We start from the raw sequence: 25,588 nt of genomic DNA, 5'->3' as shown, positions 1-25,588 counted from the left end.
TCCCAGCGCTGCGCGTACTGCGCCATCATCCCGGCAGCCCCCGGTAATGGAAGTTGCGCCAGCGCACCTCGCCGCTGCCGACCGCATAGAGCGCCAGGCGCAGGGCGAGAAAGCCGCCGAACACGTTGTGGTGGTAGCCCGAGACCTCGCGCTGCCAGGCCTGCTTGATCCACGGGCCGTCATCCAGCGCGTAGTGGAAGGTGACGTCGTGCGCGACGTTGCTCACCTTCAGCCGATAGCGGCGCGCCGGCGCCTTCTCCCTTGCCCAGGTCTGATCCTGGCCATAGTGGTGGATGAACATCGTGCCGCCGCCGAAGCCCAGGCCGACATGGCCGCGGYCGTCGTAGAACAGCGCCAGGCCGCCCTGCGCGCCCTCACCCACCTCCAGTTCGACTTCGGCCTCGTAGTGGCGGTCGCCCACCGTGCAGACCAACGGCGAGCAGTCGGCCAGCGACTTGCCTATGGCACGCAGTACCAGGCTGCCGCCTTCGAGGCGCGCGCGGTCACTCTCGTCGCCGGTCGGATCGAAGATGGCCCATTGGGTGCCGAAACGATTTACCGTGAAATCATCGCTCAGGGCAGAACCGGCGGGGCTGGCTTGACCGCCCCTGGGCTTGCGCATCGGGCGGTCCAGCGTGCCGCCCTTGGCGCGCAGCCAGCCATCGGCGGTCCACTCGACTGGTTCGAGCAGCACCTGCCGCCCGAGCGTCCGGTAGCCGTTCTCGTAGCCGTGGTAGACCATCCACCAGTCGCCCGCCGGGCCTTCGACGACCGACGCATGCCCGCGCGACCACCAAGGCTCGGCGGCGCTCTTCGTGCGCACGATCGGGTTGAACGGACAGTCCTGCCAGGGCCCTTGGACCGAGCGCGAACGCGCCACCGTCACCATGTGGCTGGTGGCCGGGCCGGCGGTGCCGCCGACGGCAGCGATCATGTAGAAGTAGTCACCGCGGCGCAGCAGCTTGGGGCCTTCGGGCGCGAACATCTCCACCACCCAGTCCTGCGGGTACTGCCATGGCGTGTGGGCGTGCTCCAGCTTGCCCACTGTGGCCAGGCCGTCATCGGTGAGACCGATGCGGCGGACGCCGTTGAAGAAAAGGTGCCGCTTGCCGCTCTCGTCCACCACGTGGCCGGGGTCGATGCAGCCTTCCAAGCCGAGGTCGATCGGGTCGCTCCAAGGGCCGCGGATGTGGTCGGCATGGATCACATGGATCGCCATGCCCTTGGGCCCGACCGTCGGGATGTAGACGAAGTAGCGCCCGCCATGCTTGACCAGGTCCATCGCCCACACGCTGCCGATGTTCTTGTGCAGCGCTGCGACGATCGGAGCCCAGTTGACCAGGTCGCGCGAATGCCAGATCACGATGCCCGGGTAGAGGTGGAACGACGAGAACGTCATGTAGTAGTCGCCACCGTCCTTCAGGATCGTCGGGTCGGCGTGGTCGCCCGGAACGATTGGATTCAGGAACATGCCGCGGCCGAGATCGGCCTTGCGCTGGCCTTCGATGCCCACGCCGTGCCGGGCCGTGACCGGGTCGGCCGCCGACGGCGCCGCCAAAGTCGGCAACACGGCCGCACTCGCGGTGGCAGTAGCGGCCGAAGTGAAGAACAGGCGGCGGCTGAAGCGACCGTTTGTCATCGTCAATCCGTGTGTCGTTGGTTGCGCAACTGGCCAGGGTCAAACGGTTCCACGCCGGCCCTCGAGCTCGGTGCGGATCTCGCCCATGCGCCGCTCGTCGAGTTGCATTCGCAGCACGATGATCAGCGCGATGACGAGGCCGATGACCGGGATGCCCGACAGCAGCAAGCGCATGACGAGGATCACGTTCTCGCCCTGCACCGCCAGCTTGGAGTCGAAGCCGGTCAACTGCAGGATCCAGCCCGAAGCGCCGCTGCCGACGGCGATGCCTGCCTTGGAGATCCACGATTGGCAGGCCGCGAACGAGCCCTCGCGCCGCTGGCCGGTTTCCAGTTCGTCGTGGTCGACGACATCGGCGAGGGCCGAGCCGTAGATCGTCCAGAACCCGGCGCCGGTGAAAGCGACGAAACCGCAGGCCAGCAACTGCAGCGCCGGGTACTCCGGGTTGTAGAACCACCAGTCGCCGATGAACGCCGCGATCGCGCCCACGAAGACGGCGATGAGCGCGGTGCGCTTGCCCTTGCGCTTGGCGATGGCGCCGAAGAACGGAATGCCGGCGAAGCCGAAGACCATGCCGGCCACGCCCATCGCGGAGTTCCACTTCCCCGCCAGCGCGACGTCGCCTCCGCAGACGTAGTAGATGGTGGTGTAGTAGCCCAGCACCGACACCATCGCCGTGGCCATGCCGTAGGCCATCATCGCGCTCAGCAGAATGCGGAACGGCCCGTTCTTCAAGGTGCGGTACAGGGTGTCGCGGAACGGCACCTTGCTGCCGTGCGCAAGCACCACCTTCTCGTAATAGCGCTCGCGCAGCATCAGGGCCATCGCGAGCGACACCGCGACCATGATCGCCCCCAGGATCGAGGTGTAGACCTGCGCGCCCAGCAGAATGTCGGGCTTGCCGCTCGTGTCGTTGAAGATCGCCAGCGTCGTGAACTGCGCGGCGACGAACATCCCCAGCTCCGGCAGCTTCTGGATCGCGTTCCTGACCTGCATGACGGTGGTGCGCTCGTGGTAGTCCGGCGTCATCTCCGAGCCCAGGCTCAGCCACGGCATGTTGAAGCAGCTCATCGCCGGCACGTAGATGAGCAGCGACACGAGCATGAACCAGAAGTACTGCATGTCGGTCCAGCCGCGCCCCACGGCGAACATCAGCGGCAGCCCGGCGCCGGCGAGCATGCCTCCGACCAGGATGAAGGGCCGGCGGCGCCCCCAACGCGTGCGGGTGTTGTCCGACAGCCAGCCGAAGGTGGCGTCGGACGCCGCGTCGATGACGATCTTGGTCGCCAGCACCGACGAGATGAGCCCCGGCGCCATGCCCAGGAACACATTGAACACCTGGTACGCCAGCGACTGGTAGAGCCAGTGGCCCCACATGTCGAGGATCGAGCCCAGGCCGTAGCCGACCTTCTGGCGCATCGGCAAGCGGTCCAACGAGTGGGGGGCGAAGGTCATGGGAATGGCGGACATGGGGGTGGCGCCTAGATGATCTGCCGCGTGCGGATGATGTCGGCGTAGTAGCGTGCCGACAGCTTGGGCGTGCGCATCTGCGTCTCGAAGTCGCAGTGCACGATCCCGAAGCGGCGCTCGTACCCGTCTTCCCACTCGTAGTTGTCGATGAAAGACCAGAGGAAGTAGCCATCCACCGGCACCCCGCCGGCGATGGCACGGTGCACTTCGCGCAAATGATTGCGCAGGTAGTCGCGGCGGTGCATGTCGATCACCTCGCCGTCCACCACCGGCTCGTGGTCGTAGCCGCAGCCGTTCTCGGTGATGTAGATCGAACGGTTGCCGTACAGCTCGTGGCACATGCGCGGCGCCCAGTAGATGGCTTGCGGCACCAGGTTCAGCCATGAGCTGTCGGCACGTGGATAGTTCGCGGGCAGTGTCAACGCCTCATAGGGCTGGCCATCGCGCCCGGCGCGGACATAGGTGGCGGTGTAGACGTTCAGACCCAGGAAGTCGGTGGGCAGGCTGATGAGGTCGAAGTCTCCCGGCTGCACCCGCGGTGCCGCTTCGCCTACGCGCTGCAGGTAGGCCTGAGAGTAGCCGCCACCATGGATCGCGCCCAGGATGTGCGCGTTCTTGTCGAGGAACCAGGCCTGGGCCGCGGCGATGTCGGCCGGCGTTTCCGTCACCGGCACCGCGACGTCACAGTTGTCGGTCAGGCCCACGCGCGCACCCGGCCCGCCGAATTCGCGCACCGCGCGCACCGCATGGCCGTGGGCCAGCAGCGCGTGGTGGATGGTCTGGTTGACCACGGCATCACTCTCGCGCCGGCCSGGCGCCTTGCTGCCGATGCCGTAGGCCAGCCACGTGAAGCAGCGGATCTCGTTGAGCGTGATCCAGTTCTTCGCCTGGCCGGCGAGCGCCTTGACCACGGTCTGGGCGTAGACGGCGAAGGCATCGACGGTGACACGCGAGGTCCAGCCGCCCCGCTCTTCCAGCGCCTGCGGCAAGTCMCAGTGAAACAGCGTCACCCAGGGTGTGATGTCGTGGCGCGCCAAGCTGGCGAGCAGCCGACGATAGAAGTCCAGGCCCGCTTCGTTCACCTCACCGTCACCGTTGGGGTAGATGCGCGGCCAGGCGATCGACAGACGGTAGTGCTTGACGCCCAGCGAGGCCATCAGCGCGAAGTCCTCGTCGAACCGGTGGTAGTGGTCACAGGCGACATCGAGGTTGTCGCCGTTGCTCACCTTGCCCGGCGTGCGGGCGAAGTGGTCCCAGATCGACGCGCCCTTGCCGTCGACGAAGGTGGCCCCCTCGATCTGCGCGGCAGCGGCAGCCACCCCGAAGACGAACGAGGGCGGAAACGGGCTGGAGTAGGTGATGTTGCTCATGGTGTCGGAAGTGCCGGCGGAGGTGCTATGGCAGGGAGGTCAAGTGCTCGAGCGTCGGCGCGATCGCGCGCGCCCACTGGCGGTAACCCTTCTCGCTCAGGTGCAACAGGTCGGGCATGACTTCGCGCGAGACGGTGCCGTCCGCATTCGTCAGCGACTTGTTGATGTCGAGAAAGAAGACGTCGCGGCCGTCGTGCAGGCCGGCGATCTGATCGTTGACGCGGTTGTTCAAGCGCCGAAGCAACRTGTCCGGCCGGAGGTCTGAAGACACAGCCGGCGAGCAGCGCTGCCGACAGCGCCAATCCAGCGCTACCCGCGACGCACTTGCCCGCACGGGGATACCTCATTGGTAGCGCCCCATCTTGACCTTGAGCACCACCGGCTTGCCAGTGAAGTTCAAACCCCAGTCGACCTGGTCGCCGTTCCAGCGGCGTTCCATGATCCAGCGCCCCTTGGCGTCGAAGTGGCCCTGCTCGGCGTGGTCGATCAGCGCTCGCCCACTGCTTTCGGCGTCGTCCAGCCGTATCCGCGCAAACTGGCCGACGAGGATGAATTCGTCGTCGGCGATCTGCGCCATCGCCACGCCGCCCTGTGCCACCGCGGCGTGCGGGGGCGCCTCCTTGGCATTGCCCGGCCATTCCTTCTCGCCGAACATCCACTGCCCAAACGAGACCTTGGCCTGCCAGCCCTTCATCGTCACCGTCTGGTCGGCGTGGTCATCGCCTTCGGCCACGCCCCAAGTGCTGCCTTCGAAGGCCCAGCGTGCCCACTGGCGCTGCATCGGCGCGAAGGCCTTGAACACACGAGCGAAGGGCTCGACCATCGAGCGGTCGCTGCGCTTGGCACCGAGCGGGAAGTTGGCGTAGTCGAAGTAGTCGATGCCGAACGGCGCCACGCCGATCGAGCCGCGGCCGAGGATCTGGTAGACGTAGCGCGCGTAGGTCTCGGAGTTGCCCAGCTCGGGCACGAACAGCGCGTTGTCGGGGCGCTGGAACTGCTGCAGGTGGGCGCTGACCTTGGCCGATTCAGCGTGATAGATGTCGGGCGCGGCGATGTCGATGCTGGGCGCCGCGGCCTTGTAGATGTCAATCACGTCGTAGGTCGGGCCGCCGCTGGCGAAGTTGCTCTTCCACGGCGCGATCGGCTCGAGCGGGTCGCGCAGCGCGTTGTTCACGTACATCGGCAAGTTGTAGACGGCACGGCCCGCCTTCGCGATGGCCTCGATGTAGCTGGCGATCGCCCAGGCGTGGAAGTACTCGTCGGCGTAGTCGCCGTAGACGGCGCGCCACGACCCACTGACAGCACCCGGCACCGGTGGCTTCTTGCGCGCCAGCACCGCTGCGGGCACATCGCGCTCGAACGCCGCCTGCGCCTTGGCACCGAAATCGCGCACCAGGCCGAAGGTGCCGACCTCGTTCTGCACCTGCACCATGATCACGGTGCGCTGGCTGGCATCGACCTTCTTCAGATGCGACATCAGCGCGACGAAAGCCTTCTTGTCGGCCTCCAGTGTCTGCTCGCCCAAGGGCGACATGCAGTAGTAGTTCTTGCCGTCGCGGTCGACCATGCGCGGGAAGCGGCGGTTGTCCAACTTCACCCACGCAGGCGTGTATTGCTGGCTGGTGTTCTTCCAGGTCGCGAACCACAGCAACACGACCCGCAGACGGCGCTCGCGCGCCTGTTTCAGCAGCGTGTCCAGGAACGAGAAATCGAAGCGGCCTTCGACCGGTTCGATCTGCTCCCAGGAGATCGGCACCTCCACCGTGTTGGCGCCGATGTCCTGGACGGCCGGCCACACCTGGCTCAGCGCAGCGGGCCAGTTGCTGGAGTTGTGGACCTGTGCGCCAAGCAGCAGGAACGGCTCGCCGTCGACGATCAACGCATGGCGACCATCGCGTTGCTCAACATGCGGCAAGGCAGACGTGTCTGCGCCTTGAGCGAGCGCACAGCCCAGTGCCCACATGGCGGCACAAATTCGGAGAAGGATCTTGTTCAAGGTGACTGACATTCAAGCGGCTGCACCAGCGCCTACCGGTATGACCGTATTGCCTCGGTGGCCCCAGTGAGACTTCTTGTGTGCCGACGGCAGCGCGGCGCGCTCCATTGACACCACGATCGATTCGACCGTGTTCTCACGGGACTTGTCGGCCGACGGCGCACGCATCGCACGACGGGGTCGTGACGACTCCGCATGGCTTTTTCTTGAATCGGTCCATCGTCTTGTCTCCTGTGTGGTTTGCCAGTTGATCCCAGCCCAGGCCTCCCAACGGAGGGCCGATGCCGGTTTTCCTGGCAGGTCGGGTGGTCGAAACCGCGCACCCTTGACCCCCTGCTCACGTCGCCGCAACCGCCGACGCCGTCAATCTCGTCGGACTGGCTTCATCGTTTGATTTGTCGATAAATGCGGCGGAACGTCGACAGCCTTTGCTGCAGCACGTCGCTCCGGTTGGCGTCTGGTTCGAACACCCTGGCCACCGTCGGGCGCGAGCAGACGAGCCCTGGCGAACCACCGGCCGCCAACCACCCAAGCCTTGCGGCACCGAGCGCTGCACCTTGCTGGGCACCGGCATGCTCTTCGCACGAAACCCCCAGCACATCGGCAATCAGCTGCGCCCACAAGCCACTGCGTACGCCACCGCCCAGCAAGGAAAGTCGGCTCACCTCGGTGCCGGTGCCACGCAGCGCGTCCAGCCCGTCCGTGAGACCGAAGGCCACCCCCTCGAGCACCGCGTACGTGCAGGCCGCGCGAGTCGTCTCGTGACGCAGGCCGACGAAGGCGCCGGTGGCGAACGGGTCGTTGTGCGGCGTGCGCTCACCGGCCAGATAGGGCAGGAAGACGGGTGCCTCAGCCAGCGCCTGGGGCGAAAGCGCCGCCACCTCCTCCAGCAATGCCACCTCGCCGGCGTCACCGCTGACGTGACTGAACCAGCGCAGGCAACTGGCGGCCGAGAGCATCACGCTCATCTGGTGCCAGCGGTTGGGCAGCGCATGACAGAAGGCGTGCACGGCCGACGCCGGGTTCGGGCGGAAACGATCGTTGACGACGAACAGAACGCCTGACGTCCCCAACGAAACGAAACCATCGCCCGGGTTCACCGCCCCCACGCCCATCGCGCTGGCGGCATTGTCGCCAGCCCCGCCGGCCACCACGACCTCTGGCCCAAGGCCCCAGGCGCGTGCCAGCTCGGGCCGCAGCACGCCTGAAACAGCGCCGCTCTCGACCAAGCGTGGCATGTGGGCGCGGCTCAAGCCGCAAGCCGCCAGCAAGTCGTCGGACCAGTCTCGCGCCGCGACGTCGAGCCACAAGGTGCCCGCTGCGTCGGACGGGTCACTCGCGCGTTCGCCTGTCAGGCGCAGACGCAGATAGTCCTTGGGCAGCATCACGCAGTCGATGCGCGCGAACACGTCGGGCTCGTGACGGCGAACCCACAGCAGTTTGGGCGCCGTGAAACCTGGCATGGCCAGATTCCCGGCGATCGCATGCAGCGACGGCGCACGGCGCGTCAGTTCATCGCACTCCGCATGGCTGCGGCCGTCGTTCCAGAGGATCGCGGGCCGCAGGACCTGGTCCGCCCGATCCACCAGAACGGCACCATGCATCTGGCCCGACAGGCCGATGCCACGCACACGTGCGAACTCGGCCGGGTGCACCGCGCGCAACTGCGAAACCGCCGATTCGGTCGCAGCCCACCAGTCGTCCGGATCCTGTTCGGACCATAGCGCTTGCGGATGGCTCAGGTTCAACGGCGAACCCGCGGTCCCGACGACTGCACCGGCTTCATCGAGCAAGAGCACCTTCACCTCGGACGTGCCGAGATCGATTCCGAGGAACATCAGAAGACCTCCGCCTGGGCCAGCTCGTGGCTGCCGACCGATCGCGCCTCGATGAGCGTGCGCGTGAGCCGATAGCGGGCCAGCGCAGCCGCACCCACCGCCACCGCATCTGCGCCATAGCGCGAGATGCGCACCTCCGGCGCGGCAAGCCCGGCGGCCTGCGCATACTCGCCGAGCGTGCGCAGGGCCGGATGCAGAAACGCATCACCCAGCTCGACGAGCGCGCCGCCCAGCACGATGCATCCAGGATCGTAGGCCGTGGCGAGGTTCTGCAGCAGCACGCCCAAGTAGACGCCAGATTTGCGCACCGCGCGCAGGGTCGAGGCGTCACCCGCAGCGACGAGGCGCTGCACCTCGGCCAGAGCGTCCTCGCTCGGCACTCCGGGCACCATGGATCGCGGACCGATCAGTGCCTCGGCACAGCCGAGCCGGCCACAGGAACACTGCGGTCCACCGGCCTGAAGGACCATGTGGCCAACCTCACCCGCGAATCCTCGATGTCCGGTGAGCAAGCGCTCGTCGACGATCACGCCGGCGCCAACGCCCTGGTTCACGCTGACATAGAGCAGCGGATCGGTGACCTGCCTGCGGTTGAACTCCATCTCGCCAACGGCCGCCACGTCAGCTTCGTTCTGAACGCACAGCGGCACCGAGCTCAACGCTGTGTCTGCAAACCGCTCTCGCAGCAGCTCACCCACAGGCACCGCCTTCCAATCAAGGTTGGGTGCGAAATGCAGGAAGCCGTTGGCTTCGTCGACTCCACCGGGCACGCCGACACCGATGCCGATGACGCGCTGACTGCGGGCATCGAGTTGCCGCAGGGCCCTCTGCATCACACCCGCCAGAAGCCCCAGGCAGGCCTTGGCGCTGTGCGACGCACCGTAACCCACGCGCGCATGGGCCAGCACCTCGCCGGTCAGGGATGTCACCACCGCGCGCACGCCGTCGATGCCGACCTCGCCCCCGACAAGCAGCAGCCGCGCCGGATCGATGAACAGCGGCGTCGGCCGCCGCCCCAGATCGCCGGTGACCACGACTTCGCGCTCGACAAGCCAGCCCTCCTCGATCAACTCGCGCACCAGAAGGCTCACCGTGGATTTCGTGAGCTGCACCGCGTCTGCAAGGTCGGTGCGAGACAGGCCGGGATACGCGCACAGGTGCCTCACGAGCGACATCTTGTTGATTCCCTTCAGCACCTGCTGGTGACCCCGGACGGCAGCGACTTCAGCCAACAAGATGCGCCTTCCCCGGCGACGATGCCGACATGGCCGAATGGGTTCGAGTGTTCATTCTGGCCATCATAGTTCGGTCGTCGAACGAACAGACGAGTGGAAACACCTATCGGTTTGGAGCTGCTTGCCGAGGGCCGATACGTATACTCGCCGACGACGTAGATTTATGGCTAAATCACATGAAGTTCACTGATGGCCAATGGCTTCTCCAGCCCGGCGTGACGGCGCATTACGCGTCGCAGAACTATCACACCCGGACGCTGGACGACCGCCTGGTGGTGCTGGCCACCAACAAGCCCATCAAGCACCGCGGCGATACGCTGGCGGGGCCGACGCTGACGGTCACCCTCAGCTCGCCAGCCGAAGGTGTGATCCGCGTGAGCGTGGAGCACTACTCGGCTTCGCAGCCGCCACGCCTGCACGTGCCCATGCCGGGTGCCGGCCGCGTGCCTGTGCAGATCGCTGAATCCGACGAGTGCTGGACGCTGACCAGTGGCGCGGTCTCGGTGGACGTGAAGAAGGGCGAGGCCTGGAGCCTGACCTTCCGCGAAGGCGAGCGTGTTCTCACCCGCAGCGATTGGCGCAGCCTGGGCTACATCCAGTGCGCGGGCACCTCCGGAAGTTCACGCAACTTCGTGCATGAGCAACTGACGCTGCAGGTGGGTGAATGCGTCTATGGGCTGGGCGAGCGCTTCACGCCGTTCATCAAGAACGGCCAGGTGGTCGAGAACACCAACAAAGACGGCGGCACCGCCTGCGACCAGGCCTACAAGAGCGTGCCCTTCTACCTGTCCAGCCGCGGCTATGGCGTGCTGGTCAACGAGGCCGGCCCGGTGTCGTTCGAAGTGGCCACCGAGAAGACCACGCGCGTGCAATTCAGCCGCGAAGGTGAAAGCCTGGACTACTGCATCTTCGCCGGCCCTACGCCCAAGGACGTGCTGGGCCGCCTGACGGCACTCACCGGCCGTGCCCCGCTGCCACCGGCCTGGAGCTTCGGCCTGTGGATGACGACCTCGTTCACCACCCAATACGACGAAGCCACCGCCACCCACTTCATCGACGAGATGGCGCGCCGGGACCTGCCGCTGGCGGTGTTCCACTTCGATTGCTTCTGGATGCGCGAGTTCGAATGGATGAACTTTGCGTGGGACGCGCGCGGCTTCCCCGAACCCGAAGCCATGCTCGCGCGGCTACGCGCCAAGGGCCTGAAGGTCAGCCTCTGGATCAACCCTTACGTGGCGCAGCAGTCTCCGCTGTTCGCCGAAGGGGTGCGCGAGGGCTACTTCATCAAGCGCAAGAACGGCCTGACCTTCCAGACCGACCTGTGGCAGCCGGGCATGGCGATCGTCGACTTCACCAACCCGGCCGCCGTGGCCTGGTACCAGGGCCATCTGAGGCGCTTGCTGGCCATGGGCGTGGACTGCTTCAAGACCGACTTCGGCGAGCGCATTCCCGACACCGACGTGGTCTACCACGACGGCTCCGACCCGGTGGAGATGCACAACCTGTATGCGCTGCAATACAACGAGGTGGTGTTCAACCTGCTGCGCGAGGTCAAGGGCGCCGACGCGGTGGTCTTCGCGCGCAGCACCTACGCCAGCGGCCAGCGTTTTCCGGTGCACTGGGGCGGCGATTGCTGGTCCACCTTCGGCTCGATGGCCGAGAGCCTGCGCGGCGGTCTCTCGCTCACGAGCTGCGGCTTCGCGTTCTGGAGCCACGACATCGGTGGCTTCGAAGGCAACCCGCCGCCGGCCGTCTACAAGCGCTGGATCCAGTTCGGCCTGATGTCCTCGCACAGCCGGTTGCATGGCAGCAGCAGCTACCGGGTGCCTTGGCTGGTGGACGAAGAAAGCTGCGACGTGCTGCGGCTTTTCACGCGCCTGAAGCACCAGCTGATGCCCTACCTGTTCGCCAAGGCCATCGAAGCCACCGAGACGGGCGTGCCGGTGATGCGGGCCATGGTCATCGAGCATCCGGACGATCCGGCCTGCCCCACGCTGGACCGTCAGTACCACCTGGGCGAAGCGCTGCTGGTGGCACCGGTGTTCACCGACAGCGGCGAGGTCGACTTCTACCTGCCCGAGTTGGGTGGTGGCGTGTGGACCGACCTGCTCAGCGGCGAGAAGCGCGCCGGTGGACGCTGGGTGCGCGAGACCCATGGCTTCCTGAGCCTGCCGCTGTACGTGGCGCCGGGCACGGTGCTGCCCTGGGGCGCCGAGACCGAGCGGCCGGACTACGACTACGTCCGCGGCCTGACACTGCGCGTCTTCGAGCTGGCCGACGGCGCGGGTGCCGCGTTCGTGGTGCCCACGCCGGCCGGCGGCATCGCTGCGCGCGGAACGGTCGAGCGCAACGGCAACAGCTACACCGCCACCGTCATCGAAGGTGCGCTGCAAGACTGGAGCTTGCAGGTTGAGGGCCAACGCAGCCCAGTGCAGGCCCAAGGCGCCCGCCTGGAATGGCGATCGGCATGACACTTCGGCCCACCCTCGGCAGCGGGTGGCTTCGCAGCCGTCTGGCAGCGGCCGGCTTGGCGCTGGCAGCCACGCTGGGCCCTGGCGCCACGTTGGCCCAGCAAGGCCAGTTCCCGGGCACCGACCCTTCGCGGCCCGGGGGTGTGGCCCCCGCTGGGGGCGCCCCCAGCGACAAGGCTGCAGCGGCAGCTGCAAACAAGCAGATCGCGCAGGAGATCATCGACAAGCAGCGCGACGAGGCGGCAATCCAGACGATGCGCGAACAGCGCCGCCAACTGCGCGAACGGCTGGACCGCGACGCCAGCCTGCTGCACCAGCCACTGGACTTGCTGGAGCGACTGTTCCTGCTACCGGCCGAGCTGCCGCTGTCGGCCGACCACCGTGCGCTGGCCGAGACCGTGTTGCAGCAGCACCGCGAACGCGCCAAGGCCGACTGGCCGGCATGGGTGAGCGAAGAGGCCGCCCAAGGTCAGGGTGAGCTGCTGGCCGAGACGATGTCGAGGCGCCTGGCCAACCGCGTGCTCAACGAAACGGCCCTGTGGCAGGCCGACGCCGCGCCGGCCGCCAGCGACGCGATCTGGCTCGAGGCACTCAAGCGCCCAGACCTGTGCCAACGGCTCGATCAAATGCTGCCGGCAAGCCAGAAGGCCCAACTGATCGAGGCTCTGCCGGCCGAGCAGCGTGCCACAGCCTGGCAGGGCGAGGCCGAGCGCCTGGCACGCTGGGGTCAGAAGCCGCGCACGACATTGCCCCCCAACGAACGCGTGCTCGAGGACACGCTCCTGGCCTCGCTGCCCGCGCTGGCGAGCGACACCGCGCCGTCGGGCTTGGCGCCTGAACTTCGCGACGCACTGCGTACGCCTGGCTGGTCATACGCCGCGCAGCCGCCGCGGGTGCACTGCGAACTGCTGCGCTGGTGGAGCCAGGAGCAGGTCCGCACCAAGCGCCTGGCACCTCTGCAGGCGCTCTACGCATGGCGCACGGCGATGGCGGTGCGTTCGACGGCGACGCTCTACCCCGACCTCCCGCGCAGCGGGCCGATGTCTGTCGACCAGGGCGGCTATCCCGCTGCCGCACGGCGTGCCGAGGTCACCGGCAAGGTCGTCGTCGAGCAGGACCTCGACGCCAACGGCCGGGTTCTGCGCTCCTTCATTCAGCGCCGCGAGATTCAGGCGGCCGGCGTACGCGACGTGCCGGCGGTGGCGCTGGAGCGAGAACTGGACGACATCAGCCTGACCCGCGCATTGGCCGCGCCGACGGCCGCCCCCGACCCGGCGCAGCTGCGCGACGGCACGGCCACACGGCGCCTGGCATTCGAATGGGCACTGCAGTAGGCAGTCGCACCGGCCACGCAGGTCACGCCACACGGGAGCCAGCGTTGAAGCCGTCTCTGACCAGGCACCGTGCCGCGCTGCTGTGCGCGGTGGGCCTGCTGCTGCTGGCCGCGTGCGCGCTGGCCCAGGCGCAGCGTCGCAGCACATTGCTGGAGGGCGAGTGGCGCTTCGAGCGCGTCGACCGACCCGAGGCCGCCGCACCGGACTTCGACGATGCCGCCTGGGCCCGCGTGAAGCTGCCGCACACCTGGAACGCCAGCGACGGCGAGGCCGGCGGCGCCTACCACCGTGGCGCCGGCTGGTACCGGCGCGTCATCGAACGCCCCACTGCAGCCACGCCGTCGCGTCGCCAGTTCCTCGAGTTCGACGGCGCGACACTGGCCGCCGAGGTCTGGCTCAACGGCCAGCGTATCGACCGCCACGAAGGCGGCTATTCCCGCTTCCGCTTCGACATCACGCCGCTGCTCAAGCCCGGGCGCAACCTGCTGGCAGTGCGCGTGGACAACGGCGCGCTGCCGCAGGTGGCGCCGCTGGGTGGTGACTTCACCGTCTTCGGTGGCCTGGTGCGCCCGGTGCGGCTGATCGAAACAGCCGCCACCCACATCGAACTGCTGGACCACGGCGGGCCGGGCGTGCGGGTGGACACCGAAGCGCTGTCCGCGGCCCATGCACGATTGAAGGTGCAGGTGCAGCTGCGCAACGACGCGCCGCAAGCCGCCGACCGTGAACTGCGCCTGACGCTGCGCGACGCCCAGGGCCGCACCGTCGCACATCACCGCCAGCGCCTGCGCCTGCAGGCCGGCGCCGCCACCAGCACCAGCGCCTTGCTGCACGTGCCCCAGCCGCACCTGTGGCAGGGCGTGTTCGACCCTTACCTGTACCGGCTGAGCGCGGAGCTGCTGCACGGCCGCACGGTGACCGATGCCGTGCAGCTGCCGCTGGGCCTGCGCCAGTTCGCGGTCGATGCCGAACGTGGCTTTCTGCTCAACGGCCAGCCCTATCCGCTGCACGGCGTCAACTACTTCCACGCCGGCCGGCCCGGCCGCGGCGTGGCGGTCGGCGACGCCGAGATCGACGAAGACCTGCGCATCTTGATGGAGCTGGGTGTCACCGGCCTGCGCCTGGTGCACTACCCGCACCCGCCCCACACTTACGAACGCGCCGACGAACTGGGCCTGGTGCTGTGGACCGAGATCCCATTGAACTCGGCGATGCAGGAAACGCCGGCCTTCCGCGACAACCTCTTCCAGCAGTTGCGCGAACTGGTGCGGCAGACCCACCACCACGCGTCGGTGGCCATCTGGGGCCTGGGCAACGAGGTCTACCGTTCGGACGAGCCCATTCGCGCGCTGCTGGCCGATTTGCACGCGCTGGCCAAGCAGGAAGATTCCTCTCGCCTGACCGCCTACGCGCACTGCTGCGCGCCCGACGATCACCCGATGGCGCTGCAGGCCGACTTGGCCGCCTACAACCGCTACTGGGGCTGGTACGACGGCGCGCTGACCGACATCGGCCCCTGGGCCGACAAGCTGCACGCCAAGCTGCCGGCCAAGCCCATCGGCCTGGGCGAATACGGCGCCGGCGGCAGCGCGCTGCAGCAAGAAGATCCACCGCGCCGCCCCGAACCTGGCGCGCGCTGGCACCCCGAGCAGTACCAGGCGCTGTTCCACGAGGCCTATGCGCGCCAGCTCGCGGCGCGGCCCTACCTGTGGGGCCACTTCGCCTGGCTGGGCTTCGACCATGCCTCGGCCGGCCGCCACGAAGGCGACACGCCCGGTCGCAATGACAAGGGCCTGGTCAGCTACGACCGCCGCCTGCGCAAGGACGCCTTCCACCTGTTGCGCGCCTGGTGGGCGCGCGAACCGGTGCTGCACATCGCCAGCCGACGTCTGAGCACGCGGCCAGCCGGCGCCGTAGAAGTCAAGGCCTACAGCAACGCTCGGCAGCTAACACTGGAAGTCAACGGCCAACCGGTGGGCACGGTGCCGGTGGTCGACCGCATCGCCACCTGGCCCGCGGTGAACCTGGCCCCGGGCCGCGCGACGCTGCAGGTGCGTGACGAGCGCGGCCATACCGACCGCACCGACTGGGACATCGAATCCCACCCGCCCAACGCGCTGGCCACGAGCCGGGTGCTGGAACTGCCGCGCGAAGGCGCTGCAGAAGGCGCACCGGCAGCCTGGCGATTCCCGCACCTGGCCGAATCGGCGCACCTGCGCGGCCTGCTGCGCGAGCAACCGACTTTCCACTGATCACCATGCCAACACCCTCGCTGAAGAACACCCTCGCCCGCGGCAGCGCCGGCCTCGCGCTGGCCTTGAGCCTGCAGGCCTGTGGACATGGGCCGACCGCCATGCCTGCTGCGCCTGCAGCCTCGGCAACGAAGGCGCCGGCCGACACCACCGCCATCCAGCTCAACCAGGTGGGCTACCTGCCCGGCGGCACCAAATGGGCTGCGGTGCGCGACATCGGGGCCGAGCACTTCGCCGTGCTCGACGACGCCAGTGGCCGCGAGGTCTGGCGCGGCCCGTTGGGCGCCGCGCAGCGCTGGGAGCCAGCGCAAGAGGCGTTTCGCCTGGCCGACTTCTCCGCGCTGCGCCAGCCCGGCCGCTACCGCCTGCAGGTGGCGGGGCTGCCACCGTCGGCACCGTTCGTGGTCGCACCCGACGCCTATGCGGCGCTGAACGCCGCGGCCATCAAGGCCTTCTACTTCAACCGCGCCGGCCTGCCGCTGGAGGCCGCCCATGCAGGCGTCTGGGCACGGCCCGCCGGCCACCCTGACGAGCACGTGTTCGTGCACGCCTCGGCCGCGGGCCCTGGCCGGCCCGAAGGCGCGGTCATCGCTGCGCCCAAGGGCTGGTACGACGCTGGCGACTACAACAAGTACATCGTCAACTCCGGCATCACCGTCTACACGCTGCTGGCTGCCTGGGAGCACTTCCCGGCCCAGTTCCAGGCGCAACGGCTGAACATCCCGGAAAGCGGCAACGCCCTGCCCGATCTGCTCGACGAGGTGCTGTGGAACCTGGACTGGATGCTCGCCATGCAGGACCCGGCCGACGGCGGCGTCTACCACAAGCTCACCAACAAGAGCTTCGACGGCGTGGTGCTGCCGCACCAGGCCACCGGCGAGCGCTACGTGGTGATGAAGACCACCGCCGCGGCCCTGGACTTCGCCGCGGTGATGGCCCAGGCCAGCCGCGTGTTCGCGGCCTCCGAGGGTCAGCGCCCCGGCCTCTCGGCACGCATGCTGGCCGCGGCCAAACGAGCCTGGGCCTGGGCCGACGCTCACGCGGCCGTGGTCTACAAGCAACCGGCCGACATCCACACCGGCGGCTATGACGACGACAAGCTCGCCGACGAATTTGCCTGGGCCGCCGCCGAGCTGTACGTGAGCACGCGCGACGATCACTACCTCGCCGCCATGAAGGCGAGTGCGGCACCGGCCGACGTGCCCAGCTGGGGCAGTGTGGGCACGCTGGCCTGGATCACGCTGGCACAGCACCGCGAGCGGCTCACGCCTGCGGCCGACCGCGCGCAGGTCGAGCGTCACATCACCACGTTGGCGGCGAAGCTGGCGGATCAGTGGCAGGCCTCGCCCTACCGCGTGGCCATGCAGGCCACCGACTTCGTTTGGGGCAGCAACTCGGTAGCGCTGAACCAGGCGCTGGTGCTGATCCAGGGCTACCGGCTCACCGGAGAGCGCCGTCAGCTGGACGCCGCCCAGGCAGCGCTGGACTTCGTGCTCGGCCGCCATCCCACCGGCTATTCGATGGTCACCGGCTTCGGCAAACGCTCGCCGATGCATCCGCACCACCGTCCTTCAGAAGCTGACAGCGTGGCCGCACCGGTGCCTGGCTTCATCGTCGGTGGCCCGCATACGGGCACCGGCGACGACTGCAAGCAGCCCTACCCTTCGAAGGCGCCTGCCAAGTCCTACGTCGACGCGATGTGCAGCTACACCACCAACGAGATCGCGATCAATTGGAACGCACCGCTGGTGTACGTTTCGGCGGCGCTGCAGGCGCTGACGCCCGCGCCATGAGCAGCATCCCGGACACCGGCCCTGCGGCAATGATGAGCACCGCACCACGGCGGCACCCCTTGGCCTGGGTGCCCACGCTCTACCTGGCGATGGGCTTGCCCAACGTGATGGTCGGCGTGGTCGCCGCGATCATCTACAAGAACCTCGGCGTGCCCAACGAGGAGATCGCGCTCTACACCTCGCAGATGTACCTGCCCTGGGTGCTGAAGCCGCTGTGGGCGCCGCTGCTCGAGGCCCATCGCAGCAAGCGCTGGTGGGTCATCAGCATGCAGTTCACGATGGCTGCATCGCTCGGCCTGGTGGCCTTGTGCCTGCCGCTGGACGATTTCTTCCGCCTGTCGCTGGCTTTCTTCTGGATCACCGGCTTCGCCTCGGCCACGCAGGACACCTGCGCCGACGGTGTGTTCATGACGACGATGCCGCTGACGGACCAGGCGCGTTACGCCGGCCTGCAGGGCATGTGCTGGAACATGGGCGCGGTGATCGGCTCGGGCTTGCTGGTGTCGCTGACGGGTTGGTTGCACGACAGCAGGGGTCTGCCGTGGGTGCAGTGCTGGATGATCGTCGTAGGCGCCGCTGCGCTGGGCATGGCGGCTTTCGGGCTGTGGCATCTGCGGGTGCTGCCGCCGGGTGCCCCGCCAATGGCCATCGGCGGCGCGGGCACCAGCGGGTTCACCGCGCTGCGCGTGGCCTGGGTCAGCTTCTTCGCCAAGCCGCAGATCTGGATGATGCTGGCCGTCATCTTCTTCTACCGCTTCGGCGAAGGCTTCATCGAGAAGTTCGGGCCGCTGTTCCTGCTGGATCCGCGCTCGGCCGGTGGCCTGGGGCTGGACAACGCGGCGCTGGGCCACATCAACGGCACCGTGRGCACCATCGCCTTCATCGCCGGAGCCTTTCTCGGCGGGTTCCTGGTGGCGCGGCGCACGCTGCCGCGTTCATTCTTCGTGCTGGCRCTGGTGCTGAACCTGCCGCACCTGACCTACTTCTACCTGAGCACGGCGCTGCCGCAGGACGCGCTGTGGATCGGCGCCATCGTGGCGCTGGAGAAGTTCGGCTTCGGCATGGGGTCGGTGGGCCACATGCTTTACATGATGCAGCAGGTGGCGCCCGGCCCCTTCCGGATGGCGCACTACGCCATGGCCACCGGCGTGATGGCCCTGACCAAGTGGTCCACGGGCACTGTCAGCGGCTGGGTTTGGGGCGCCGTCGAGCACGACTACGCCACCTTCTTCGGCCTGGTGCTGCTGTTCTCGGTGCCGCCGGTCATGCTGGCCTGGCTGGCGCCCTTTCCCCACAAAGCCGACCTGGCCATGGAGACACGTTGATGACAACACCGCCCTTCCCGTTAGGCATGCCGCTGCTGCGCCCGCTGGCCGCTGCGTTGGCAATCTGCCTGAGTGCCGCCGCGAACGCCGGGCCACCCGCCCGCACGGTGCAGCTCGACCTGGCCACCGCCACGACGCCGGTCGACCGCTTCTACGACTTCTCGGTTGGCGCCGACTACCCCGGCACCACCGGCCGGCCCGAGAACCTGGCGCAGATGAAGACGGCCGTCGACGAACTCGGCTTTCGCCACGTGCGCTTTCACGACATCTTCCACGACGTCTACGGCACCGTGAAGAAGGACGGCGACAAGCTGGTGTTCGATTTCAGTGGGATCGATCACCTGTACGACGCGCTGCTGGCGCGCGGCATCAAGCCCTTGATCGAGCTGGGCTTCACGCCGGGCGTGATGAAGACCTCGGACCTGAAGATCTTCTACTGGCAGGGCAACACCTCGCACCCGCAGCCCGGCCCGTGGTCCGAGCTGATCGGTGCCTTCGTGCGCCACCTGGTCCAGCGTTACGGCGTCGAAGAAGTGCGCAAGTGGCCGTTCGAGGTGTGGAATGAACCCAACCTCGACGGGTTCTGGGAAAAAGCCGACCAGAAGGCCTACTTCGATCTGTACGCCAACACCTCGCGAACGATCAAGAAGATCGACCCGAAGCTGCAGGTCGGTGGCCCGGCGACCGCCGGCGCCGCGTGGGTGCCCGAGTTCCTGGCTTATGCGAAGGCCAACGATGTGGCGGTCGATTTCATCACCACGCACACCTACGGCGTGACCGAAGGTTTCCTCGACGAGTTCGGCAAGTCCGACCGCATCCTGGCGACCGACCCGAACTCGATCATCGGCGACGTGCGCCGCAATCGCCAGGAGATCGAGGCGTCGGCCTTTCCCGGTCTGCCGCTGTACATCACCGAGTGGAGCACCAGCTACAACCCTTACGACAAGGTGCACGACAGCTACATCAGTGCGCCGTGGATCCTGAACAAGCTGGTCGGCACCCGCGGCCACGCGCAGGCGATGAGCTATTGGACCTACAGCGACCTGTTCGAAGAACCGGGCCCGCCCCCCCGGGCCTTCCACGGCGGCTTCGGGCTGATGACCCGCGACGGCCTGCGCAAGCCGGCGTGGTTTGCCTACAAGTACCTCAATGCATTGCGTGGCAATGAAGTGCCCAGCGCCGACAAGCAGGTGCTGGCGGCCGTGGACAGCGGCAAGGCCGCCGTGCTGGTCTGGGACTGGCAGCATCCGGACCAGAAAGCGACCAGCAACGGCGTGTTCTTCGCCAAGCCGGTACCCAACGGGCCGGCCGCCGCGGTGACGCTGAACCTGAGCAACGTCGCTGACGGCAGCTACCGCGTGCAGGTGCGGCGCACGGGGCACAAGACGAACGATGCGTACACGGCGTACATCGAGATGGGCGCGCCCAAGGATCTCAAGCCGGAGCAGCTGGCGAAGCTGCACACGCTGACCCAGGACAAGCCCGAGGAGGACCGCGTGGTCAAGGTCGGCAAGGACGGCAAGCTGCAGTGGAAGCTGCCGATGCGCAGCAACGACATCGCGCTGGTGACGCTGGAACCGGTCAAGCCCTGAGCGCTGAGCCCCCCAACATGGTCGACGATCCGGGTGGCGACAACACGTTCCTATAACGCTGGAGACATGCATGGCTTCGAATCAAGACAACCTCTCGCACGCGCCGCCCGCAAGCCGACGCAGCCTTGCCGGCTGGCTCCTCGGCGCGGTCTTGCTTCTGGCGACCGGCGCAGGTTGGATGTGGTGGCATACGTCCTCGCCCGAAGTCATCGTCACGGCGTCGGCGCCTGACACCACCTCGAGCGCGGCGCCCAGCGCGTCCACCGCAGATGACAGCGCGGCGCCGCTGCCCTCGCCGTCCGGCGCATCGGCACCATCGGCGGCGTTGACTCAGGTGAAGAGCGCTGCGAGCCCGTCGACGTCCTCCACAGCCGAGTTGCAAAAGGTTCAGCTGGCCCTGGATGGTGGAACGCCGAAGCAGGCGCTGGATGCGGCACGCATGCTCGCGGCCTGCGAGGGGGCCGACCAGGCGGTCGGTGCCATGTTCAACATGCGGGACCAGCCGACGCCCGAGACGCAGACGCTGACCAAGGTCACCGGCGCGCCGATCGAAAAGACGATCGATGGTCTTCAGACGCTGCAACGCCAATGCCAGGCCTTCGACGCTGCCACCTTGGCCCGCCATGGCGAACTGCTGCAGAAGGCCTACGACGGCGGCGCAGAAGGGGCGGCGATTGACTATCTGCTTTGGCTGTCCCGCAACGGCAAGGCCGCCGACGACCCTGCACTCATCAGCAAGCTGCAGGGCGCGGCGCGCCAGGCCGCCGATGCTGGTGAACCGGACACGCTGAGGGCCTACGCCTTTGGCTTCAACCCGAGCGAGCTGGGCATCAGCCCCGCGCAAAGGCAGGGCTACAAGGAGGCTTGGCTGCGCACCCTCAGCGAACTGCCGAACGGCAGCGAGCTGGCGGCAGCCACCCGGGCCTCGCTCGACAAGGTTGACCAGTTAGTGGGCATCGCGCCGCTGGGTGCGCAGCAGCAGCGCGAAGCCGACGCACTGGCGCAAAAAGTGTTCGACGCCCACCTGCGCCGCGGCAAGCGCGGCTGACGCCCATGACACCACGAGACCGAATCTGGGTCGCCTTGCTGCTGCTCGCGGCGGCTGCTGCCACGCCAGCTCAAGACAAGCCTGACGAGGTTTCCCCCGAGCGCGCCAGGATCGACTTCGCGCGGCCTGTCGTTCTGGCGAAAGACGACCTGCGCCTGTTCCCGGAACCGCCGGCCGCATACCGCGCGCTGCCGGCCGAAGGTTTGCGCGGCCGGCTTGAAGCCTTCGAGTACGACTCGGCCGTCACCGGCACACGCCGCCACGTGCAGGTCTACTTGCCGCCCGGCTATACGCCGACCAAGAAATACCCAGTGCTGTACCTTCTGCACGGCATTGCCGGCAACGAGCACGAGTGGTCAGGCTATGTGAAGGCCCATGCGATCGTCGACAACCTGATCGCCGCAGGCAAGGCCGTGCCGATGATCGTGGTGATGCCCAACGGGCGGGCCCTGCCCGACGACAGCCCGGGCCAGAATCCCTTCGTGCCAGAAAAAGCCGCGGGCTTCGCCAGGTTCGAGCGCGATCTGCTCGATCAACTGATTCCCGCGGTGCAGGCGGCGTATGGCGCTCACACCGATCGAGAACAGCGCGGCCTCGCGGGTCTGTCGATGGGCGGCGGCCAGGCCTTCAACTTCGGCCTCGGCCACCTCGACACCTTCGCCTGGGTCGGCGCCTTCTCCGCCGCACCGAATACCCGGCCACCCGAAGCGCTGGTGCCCGACGCAGACGCCGCGCGCGCGCAGCTCAAGCTGCTCTACATCTCTTGCGGCAACCGGGACGGCCTGATCAACGTCTCTCAGCGCACGCACCGCTACCTGGCGGAGCACGGCGTGTCCCACCTCTGGAACGTCGACGACCACGGCCACGACGGTGAGGCCTGGGGCAGCAACCTGTACTACTTCGCGCAGCGGATCTTTCGCTGAGCCCTGCTGGCCGGCGCCGGCGGCTGCGGCGCGCTTCAAGGTGCCGGATCGCCGTAGAGCACGCCCCGCCCGTGCGTGCCCACGTAGACGCGGCCGAAAGTTTTCGGATCGCCGGTGATCTGGAGGATTAGACCCCACTGGTGCGCGTCGTCGTTGATGCGCACCCACTGTTTGGCACCATCGGTCGAGCGATGGATGCCGTACCGGCCGTCCACCGTGCCGACCAGGTAGAGCGTGGGCTCGCTCGAGCCGGGAGCGGCGCGGCCAAAGCCAAAGGCATGCACCTGCGTGGCGCCCGGCATTCGCCGGAAGCGCTCGCCCGACGCGGCGTGGTAGAGCCCGTGGAAAGCGGCCAGCCACAGGTCGCCTTCCCTGCCTGGCGTGGCGTAGAGCCGGTCCTGGCCACCGCGCTCGTCACCGCGCTCGCCGCGCAGCGCGGGGCCGACAAGACCCTCGGGAAGGTCCAGCGCCCGCTCGCTGAAGTGGGCGCCATCGTCTTCGCTGCCGAAGAGCTTGTTGCCGGGCAATGAGATCGCATGGAAGCGGCGCGGGTTCACGCGATCAGCCACCACACGCGTGTCGGGCGGCAGGCCGACGACCGGAGCCCAGTGGGCGCCGCGGTCGCGGCTCACATGGGGCACCTGGCCTCGCGGCGTCCATACCCACGTGCGGCCATCGGCCGACACCGCAACGGCGCCTTCGCGGGCGCCCGGATCGGGCAGCGTGGGCGGCTCCTGCCAGGTGCGGCCACCATCGAGCGAATAGCCCAGGCTCTTGCCCTGGCGCGCCCGCCCGACGCGGACGATGACCTCGGGCGCGAGTTCGGCCCCCGTCACATCGTGCGTGTTGCCCATGAAGGGTGGCTTGGGGTTGCCGTCCGCCGGCACGTCGAGCTCGTTGTGCACGAAGCCGGAGTAGTCGCCGATGGCCGTGACCAGCGGCACGCCGCGCGTCGGGCTGTGCAGCGCCAGCGCCACCGTCTCCTCGATGCCGGTGCTCATCACCCGCCAGTGCGTGGGCCGGCCCGTATCGGCGCCGGTGAGATCGAAGGTCTCCCAGCCGCCATAGCCGGTGGTGAACAGCGCGTGGTCGGGATTGGCGGGGTCGATCTTCACGTCGAACAGCCAGTGCGCTGGCGTGTCGCGCACGTAGGGCGCGCGGGCGGCGTCGAACCGGGCGCTTGAGTCCCCCGCGGCCAGAAGCGGCCGCCAGGACGCCCCGCCATCGCTGCTGCGGAACAACTCTTCGCTTTGAGGACGGCCATGGGTGCTGGCCAGCAGGCGTTGCGGCTCGCTCGGATCGACCGCCACCGCGGCATAGCCGAAGCGGCGCGCGCCGTCGGGTCGATCCGGCGTGATGTCGGACCAGGCCTGGCGGCGGCTGTCGAACTTCCAGACCGCGCCGTCACTCATCCGGCTCGGCCCCGGCTCGCTGCCGTAGCTGACGTAGAGATGGCCGCTCGAGCCCCAGGCGGCACGCGTCGGGCGGTAAGCCGTCGGCGCGCCGGGCAGCGGCGCCCACGTTGCCCCGCCATCCTGGCTGCGCCAGAGGTTGGGCCGCCCCATGGCCGACACACCGGCGTAGAGCGTGCGGCTCGCGCGCCCTGGCGCGCCGCTGGTGGGGTCGAAGACGACGAACACGACCGTGCTGCGTCCATCACTGCCACGTGTCGCGGACAAGGTCCCATCGGCGGTCGAGCGCCGCCAAGCCTCGGCAGGGAAGCCGTCGACACGCCGGAAGGTGCTGGCGCCGTCGGTGCTGCGCCACAGGCCATCGAGGCGAGTGCCCAGGTAGAGCACGCGGCCATCGTTCGGGTCCACGGCCAGGCGTTCGCCGTTGCCGCGGCCTTCCTCGTTGCCGCCGAACTTGATCGGCAGGTTGGTGCGCTGGAAGCTGCGGCCGCGGTCGTGCGACCGCAGCACGGCGCCATCCGGCACCACCGAGGCGGTATACGTGCCGCAAGCGAGGTAGAGCTTGTCGGGGTCGGATGGGTCGACCGCTACGCTCTCCACGCCCATCAGGTTGAGGTCGGCATGGGGCAGCCAGTCGAGCAGGGGCTGCCAACGCCCCGAATCAGCGTCGCGGCGATAGGCCCCGCCCATGTCGGTGCGGGCGTACAGCAGCTCCGGCACCGCAGGGTGGAACGCCAGGCCGTCGACGAAGCCACCACCGACGATGGCGACGTTGTTCCACCGGTAGGGTGCCGACGGCTCGGGAGCAGTTGCCAGCGCGACGGAGCTTCCAAGCATGAAAGTGCCCACAGCGTTGACGACGAGTTGCCTGACGCGAAGGCGGTCCATCCGGCGAAGAAGAAGAACAGGTGCTGTCACGGGCTCTAACAAGCGCCTGCTACATCACCGCGCCCAGTTGCCAGGGCACGAACTCGTTCTGGCCATAACCGTGCAGTTCGCTGCGCGTGCGCCKGCCCGAGGCCGTCTCCAGCATCAGGCGGAAGATGAGTTCGCCGATCTCGTCCACCGTCGCCAGGCGGTCGATGATGGGGCCGCAGTTGATATCGATGTCGTCTTGCTGACGCTGCCACAGCGCAGTGTTGGTCGACAGCTTCAGCGACGGCGAAGGCGCACAGCCGTAAGCCGAGCCTCGCCCGGTGGTGAAGCAAATCAGATTGGCACCGCCGGCCACTTGGCCGGTCGCAGAGACCGGGTCGTAGCCTGGCGTGTCCATGTACAGCAGGCCGCGTGAGCGTACCGGCTCGGCGTACTCCAGCACGTCCACCAGCGGCGTGGTGCCGCTCTTGGCGATGGCGCCCAGGCTCTTTTCCAGGATGGTGGTCAGCCCGCCCGCCTTGTTGCCCGACGAGGGGTTGTTGTCCATCTGCATGCCATTGCGGGCGGTGTAGTCCTCCCACCAGCGGATGCGTGCCATCAGCTTGTCGGCCACGCCCTGCGAGACCGCACGGCGCAGCAGCAGGTGCTCACCACCGTAGATCTCGGTCGTTTCCGACAGGATGGCGGCGCCACCGTGTGCCACCAGCCGGTCCACCGCAGCGCCCAGCGCTGGGTTGGCGCTGATGCCGGAGTAACCGTCGGAGCCGCCACACTGCAGGCCCACAGTGAGGTGCGAGGCCGGCACCGGCTCGCGCTGCACGCGGTTGGCTTCGGCCAACAGCCCGCGCACGGCTTCGATGCCGCGTGCCACGGCGCGCGCGGTGCCACCGCTGTCCTGGATGCTGAAGGTGACGAGCCGGCTGCCTTCGGCCAGTGCCTCTTGCGCGATCAGGCCCTGGATCTGGTTGGTCTCGCAGCCCAGACCGACGATGAGCACAGCGGCGAAGTTAGGGT

General features: G+C 67.9%; 17 protein-coding genes. 8 read left to right on the top strand and 9 right to left on the bottom strand.

The window, feature by feature from the left end:
- Positions 1-25: 25 nt before the first annotated feature.
- The 7 genes from AC1DYI_RS05875 to AC1DYI_RS05845 all read right to left on the bottom strand — a co-directional run bounded on the left by AC1DYI_RS05875 (position 26) and on the right by AC1DYI_RS05845 (position 9,545).
- Complete coding sequence (locus AC1DYI_RS05875) at positions 26-1,639, bottom strand: family 43 glycosylhydrolase (RefSeq protein WP_477203145.1); 1,614 nt, start codon at positions 1,637-1,639, stop codon at positions 26-28.
- Positions 1,640-1,678: 39 nt separating this feature from the next.
- The gene (locus AC1DYI_RS05870; protein WP_477203144.1) at positions 1,679-3,109 is read right to left on the bottom strand and encodes an MFS transporter; all 1,431 of its coding nucleotides are present in this window, start codon (positions 3,107-3,109) and stop codon (positions 1,679-1,681) included.
- A gap of 11 nt (positions 3,110-3,120) precedes the next feature.
- Complete coding sequence (locus tag AC1DYI_RS05865; protein ID WP_477203143.1) at positions 3,121-4,479, bottom strand: GH1 family beta-glucosidase; 1,359 nt, start codon at positions 4,477-4,479, stop codon at positions 3,121-3,123.
- A 25-nt stretch (positions 4,480-4,504) separates the two neighbouring features.
- Positions 4,505-4,711: a hypothetical protein gene (locus AC1DYI_RS05860; RefSeq protein WP_477203142.1), complete on the bottom strand. Its 207-nt coding sequence runs from the start codon at positions 4,709-4,711 to the stop codon at positions 4,505-4,507.
- Positions 4,712-4,822: 111 nt separating this feature from the next.
- The gene (locus AC1DYI_RS05855; protein ID WP_477203141.1) at positions 4,823-6,394 is read right to left on the bottom strand and encodes a DUF5597 domain-containing protein; all 1,572 of its coding nucleotides are present in this window, start codon (positions 6,392-6,394) and stop codon (positions 4,823-4,825) included.
- Positions 6,395-6,858: 464 nt separating this feature from the next.
- Positions 6,859-8,313 carry a xylulokinase gene (gene xylB / locus AC1DYI_RS05850; protein WP_477203140.1) on the bottom strand — a complete coding sequence of 485 codons (1,455 nt, stop codon included), beginning with the start codon at positions 8,311-8,313 and terminating at the stop codon, positions 6,859-6,861.
- The gene (locus tag AC1DYI_RS05845) at positions 8,313-9,545 is read right to left on the bottom strand and encodes an ROK family protein (protein WP_477203139.1); all 1,233 of its coding nucleotides are present in this window, start codon (positions 9,543-9,545) and stop codon (positions 8,313-8,315) included. The genes xylB and AC1DYI_RS05845 overlap by 1 nt, the downstream gene beginning before the upstream one ends.
- Positions 9,546-9,724: 179 nt before the next feature.
- On the opposite strand from AC1DYI_RS05845, the gene yicI reads away from it, so the two are divergent.
- The 8 genes from yicI to AC1DYI_RS05805 all read left to right on the top strand — a co-directional run bounded on the left by yicI (position 9,725) and on the right by AC1DYI_RS05805 (position 22,286).
- Complete coding sequence (gene yicI, locus AC1DYI_RS05840) at positions 9,725-12,019, top strand: alpha-xylosidase (protein WP_477203138.1); 2,295 nt, start codon at positions 9,725-9,727, stop codon at positions 12,017-12,019.
- On the top strand, positions 12,016-13,353 hold the full coding sequence (locus tag AC1DYI_RS05835) for a hypothetical protein (RefSeq protein WP_477203137.1): 1,338 nt from the start codon (positions 12,016-12,018) through the stop codon (positions 13,351-13,353). The genes yicI and AC1DYI_RS05835 overlap by 4 nt, the downstream gene beginning before the upstream one ends.
- Positions 13,354-13,397: 44 nt before the next feature.
- A complete protein-coding gene (locus tag AC1DYI_RS05830; protein WP_477203136.1) occupies positions 13,398-15,605 on the top strand; it encodes a glycoside hydrolase family 2 protein in 2,208 nt (735 codons plus the stop codon).
- A gap of 5 nt (positions 15,606-15,610) precedes the next feature.
- A complete protein-coding gene (locus tag AC1DYI_RS05825) occupies positions 15,611-17,398 on the top strand; it encodes a glycoside hydrolase family 9 protein (RefSeq protein WP_477203135.1) in 1,788 nt (595 codons plus the stop codon).
- Complete coding sequence (locus AC1DYI_RS05820) at positions 17,395-18,723, top strand: MFS transporter (protein WP_477203134.1); 1,329 nt, start codon at positions 17,395-17,397, stop codon at positions 18,721-18,723. The genes AC1DYI_RS05825 and AC1DYI_RS05820 overlap by 4 nt, the downstream gene beginning before the upstream one ends.
- Positions 18,723-20,315, top strand: a complete 1,593-nt coding sequence (locus AC1DYI_RS05815) for a GH39 family glycosyl hydrolase (protein WP_477203133.1) — start codon at positions 18,723-18,725, stop codon at positions 20,313-20,315. Before AC1DYI_RS05820 ends, AC1DYI_RS05815 begins: the two co-directional genes overlap by 1 nt.
- Before the next feature lie 70 nt (positions 20,316-20,385).
- On the top strand, positions 20,386-21,363 hold the full coding sequence (locus AC1DYI_RS05810) for a hypothetical protein (protein WP_477203132.1): 978 nt from the start codon (positions 20,386-20,388) through the stop codon (positions 21,361-21,363).
- Positions 21,364-21,368: 5 nt separating this feature from the next.
- Positions 21,369-22,286 (top strand): alpha/beta hydrolase, encoded by a 918-nt coding sequence (locus AC1DYI_RS05805; RefSeq protein ID WP_477203131.1) that lies wholly within the window; start codon positions 21,369-21,371, stop codon positions 22,284-22,286.
- Between the two features lie 35 nt (positions 22,287-22,321).
- On the opposite strand, the gene AC1DYI_RS05800 is transcribed toward AC1DYI_RS05805, so the two are convergent.
- The gene (locus tag AC1DYI_RS05800) at positions 22,322-24,535 is read right to left on the bottom strand and encodes a WD40/YVTN/BNR-like repeat-containing protein (RefSeq protein WP_477203130.1); all 2,214 of its coding nucleotides are present in this window, start codon (positions 24,533-24,535) and stop codon (positions 22,322-22,324) included.
- A 100-nt stretch (positions 24,536-24,635) separates the two neighbouring features.
- The coding region (locus AC1DYI_RS05795) for a UxaA family hydrolase (protein WP_477203129.1) at positions 24,636-25,588 on the bottom strand (953 nt) is incomplete at its 5' end.

The sequence above is a fragment of the Ideonella sp. P3_A4 genome, assembly GCF_056403075.1.
The sequence above is the reverse complement of the archived record's forward strand: the minus strand, read 5'-3'. Positions and strand labels throughout refer to the sequence as shown.

Bases quoted from the DNA above. Each gene is read 5' to 3' on its own strand.
- AC1DYI_RS05870 (WP_477203144.1), bottom strand. From the start codon at position 3,109: ATGTCCGCCATTCCCATGACCTTCGCCCCCCACTCGTTGGACCGCTTG.
- xylB (WP_477203140.1), bottom strand. From the start codon at position 8,313: ATGTTCCTCGGAATCGATCTCGGCACGTCCGAGGTGAAGGTGCTCTTG.
- yicI (WP_477203138.1), top strand. From the start codon at position 9,725: ATGAAGTTCACTGATGGCCAATGGCTTCTCCAGCCCGGCGTGACGGCG.
- AC1DYI_RS05835 (WP_477203137.1), top strand. From the start codon at position 12,016: ATGACACTTCGGCCCACCCTCGGCAGCGGGTGGCTTCGCAGCCGTCTG.
- AC1DYI_RS05825 (WP_477203135.1), top strand. From the start codon at position 15,611: ATGCCAACACCCTCGCTGAAGAACACCCTCGCCCGCGGCAGCGCCGGC.
- AC1DYI_RS05815 (WP_477203133.1), top strand. From the start codon at position 18,723: ATGACAACACCGCCCTTCCCGTTAGGCATGCCGCTGCTGCGCCCGCTG.
- AC1DYI_RS05810 (WP_477203132.1), top strand. From the start codon at position 20,386: ATGGCTTCGAATCAAGACAACCTCTCGCACGCGCCGCCCGCAAGCCGA.
- AC1DYI_RS05805 (WP_477203131.1), top strand. From the start codon at position 21,369: ATGACACCACGAGACCGAATCTGGGTCGCCTTGCTGCTGCTCGCGGCG.
- AC1DYI_RS05800 (WP_477203130.1), bottom strand. From the start codon at position 24,535: ATGCTTGGAAGCTCCGTCGCGCTGGCAACTGCTCCCGAGCCGTCGGCA.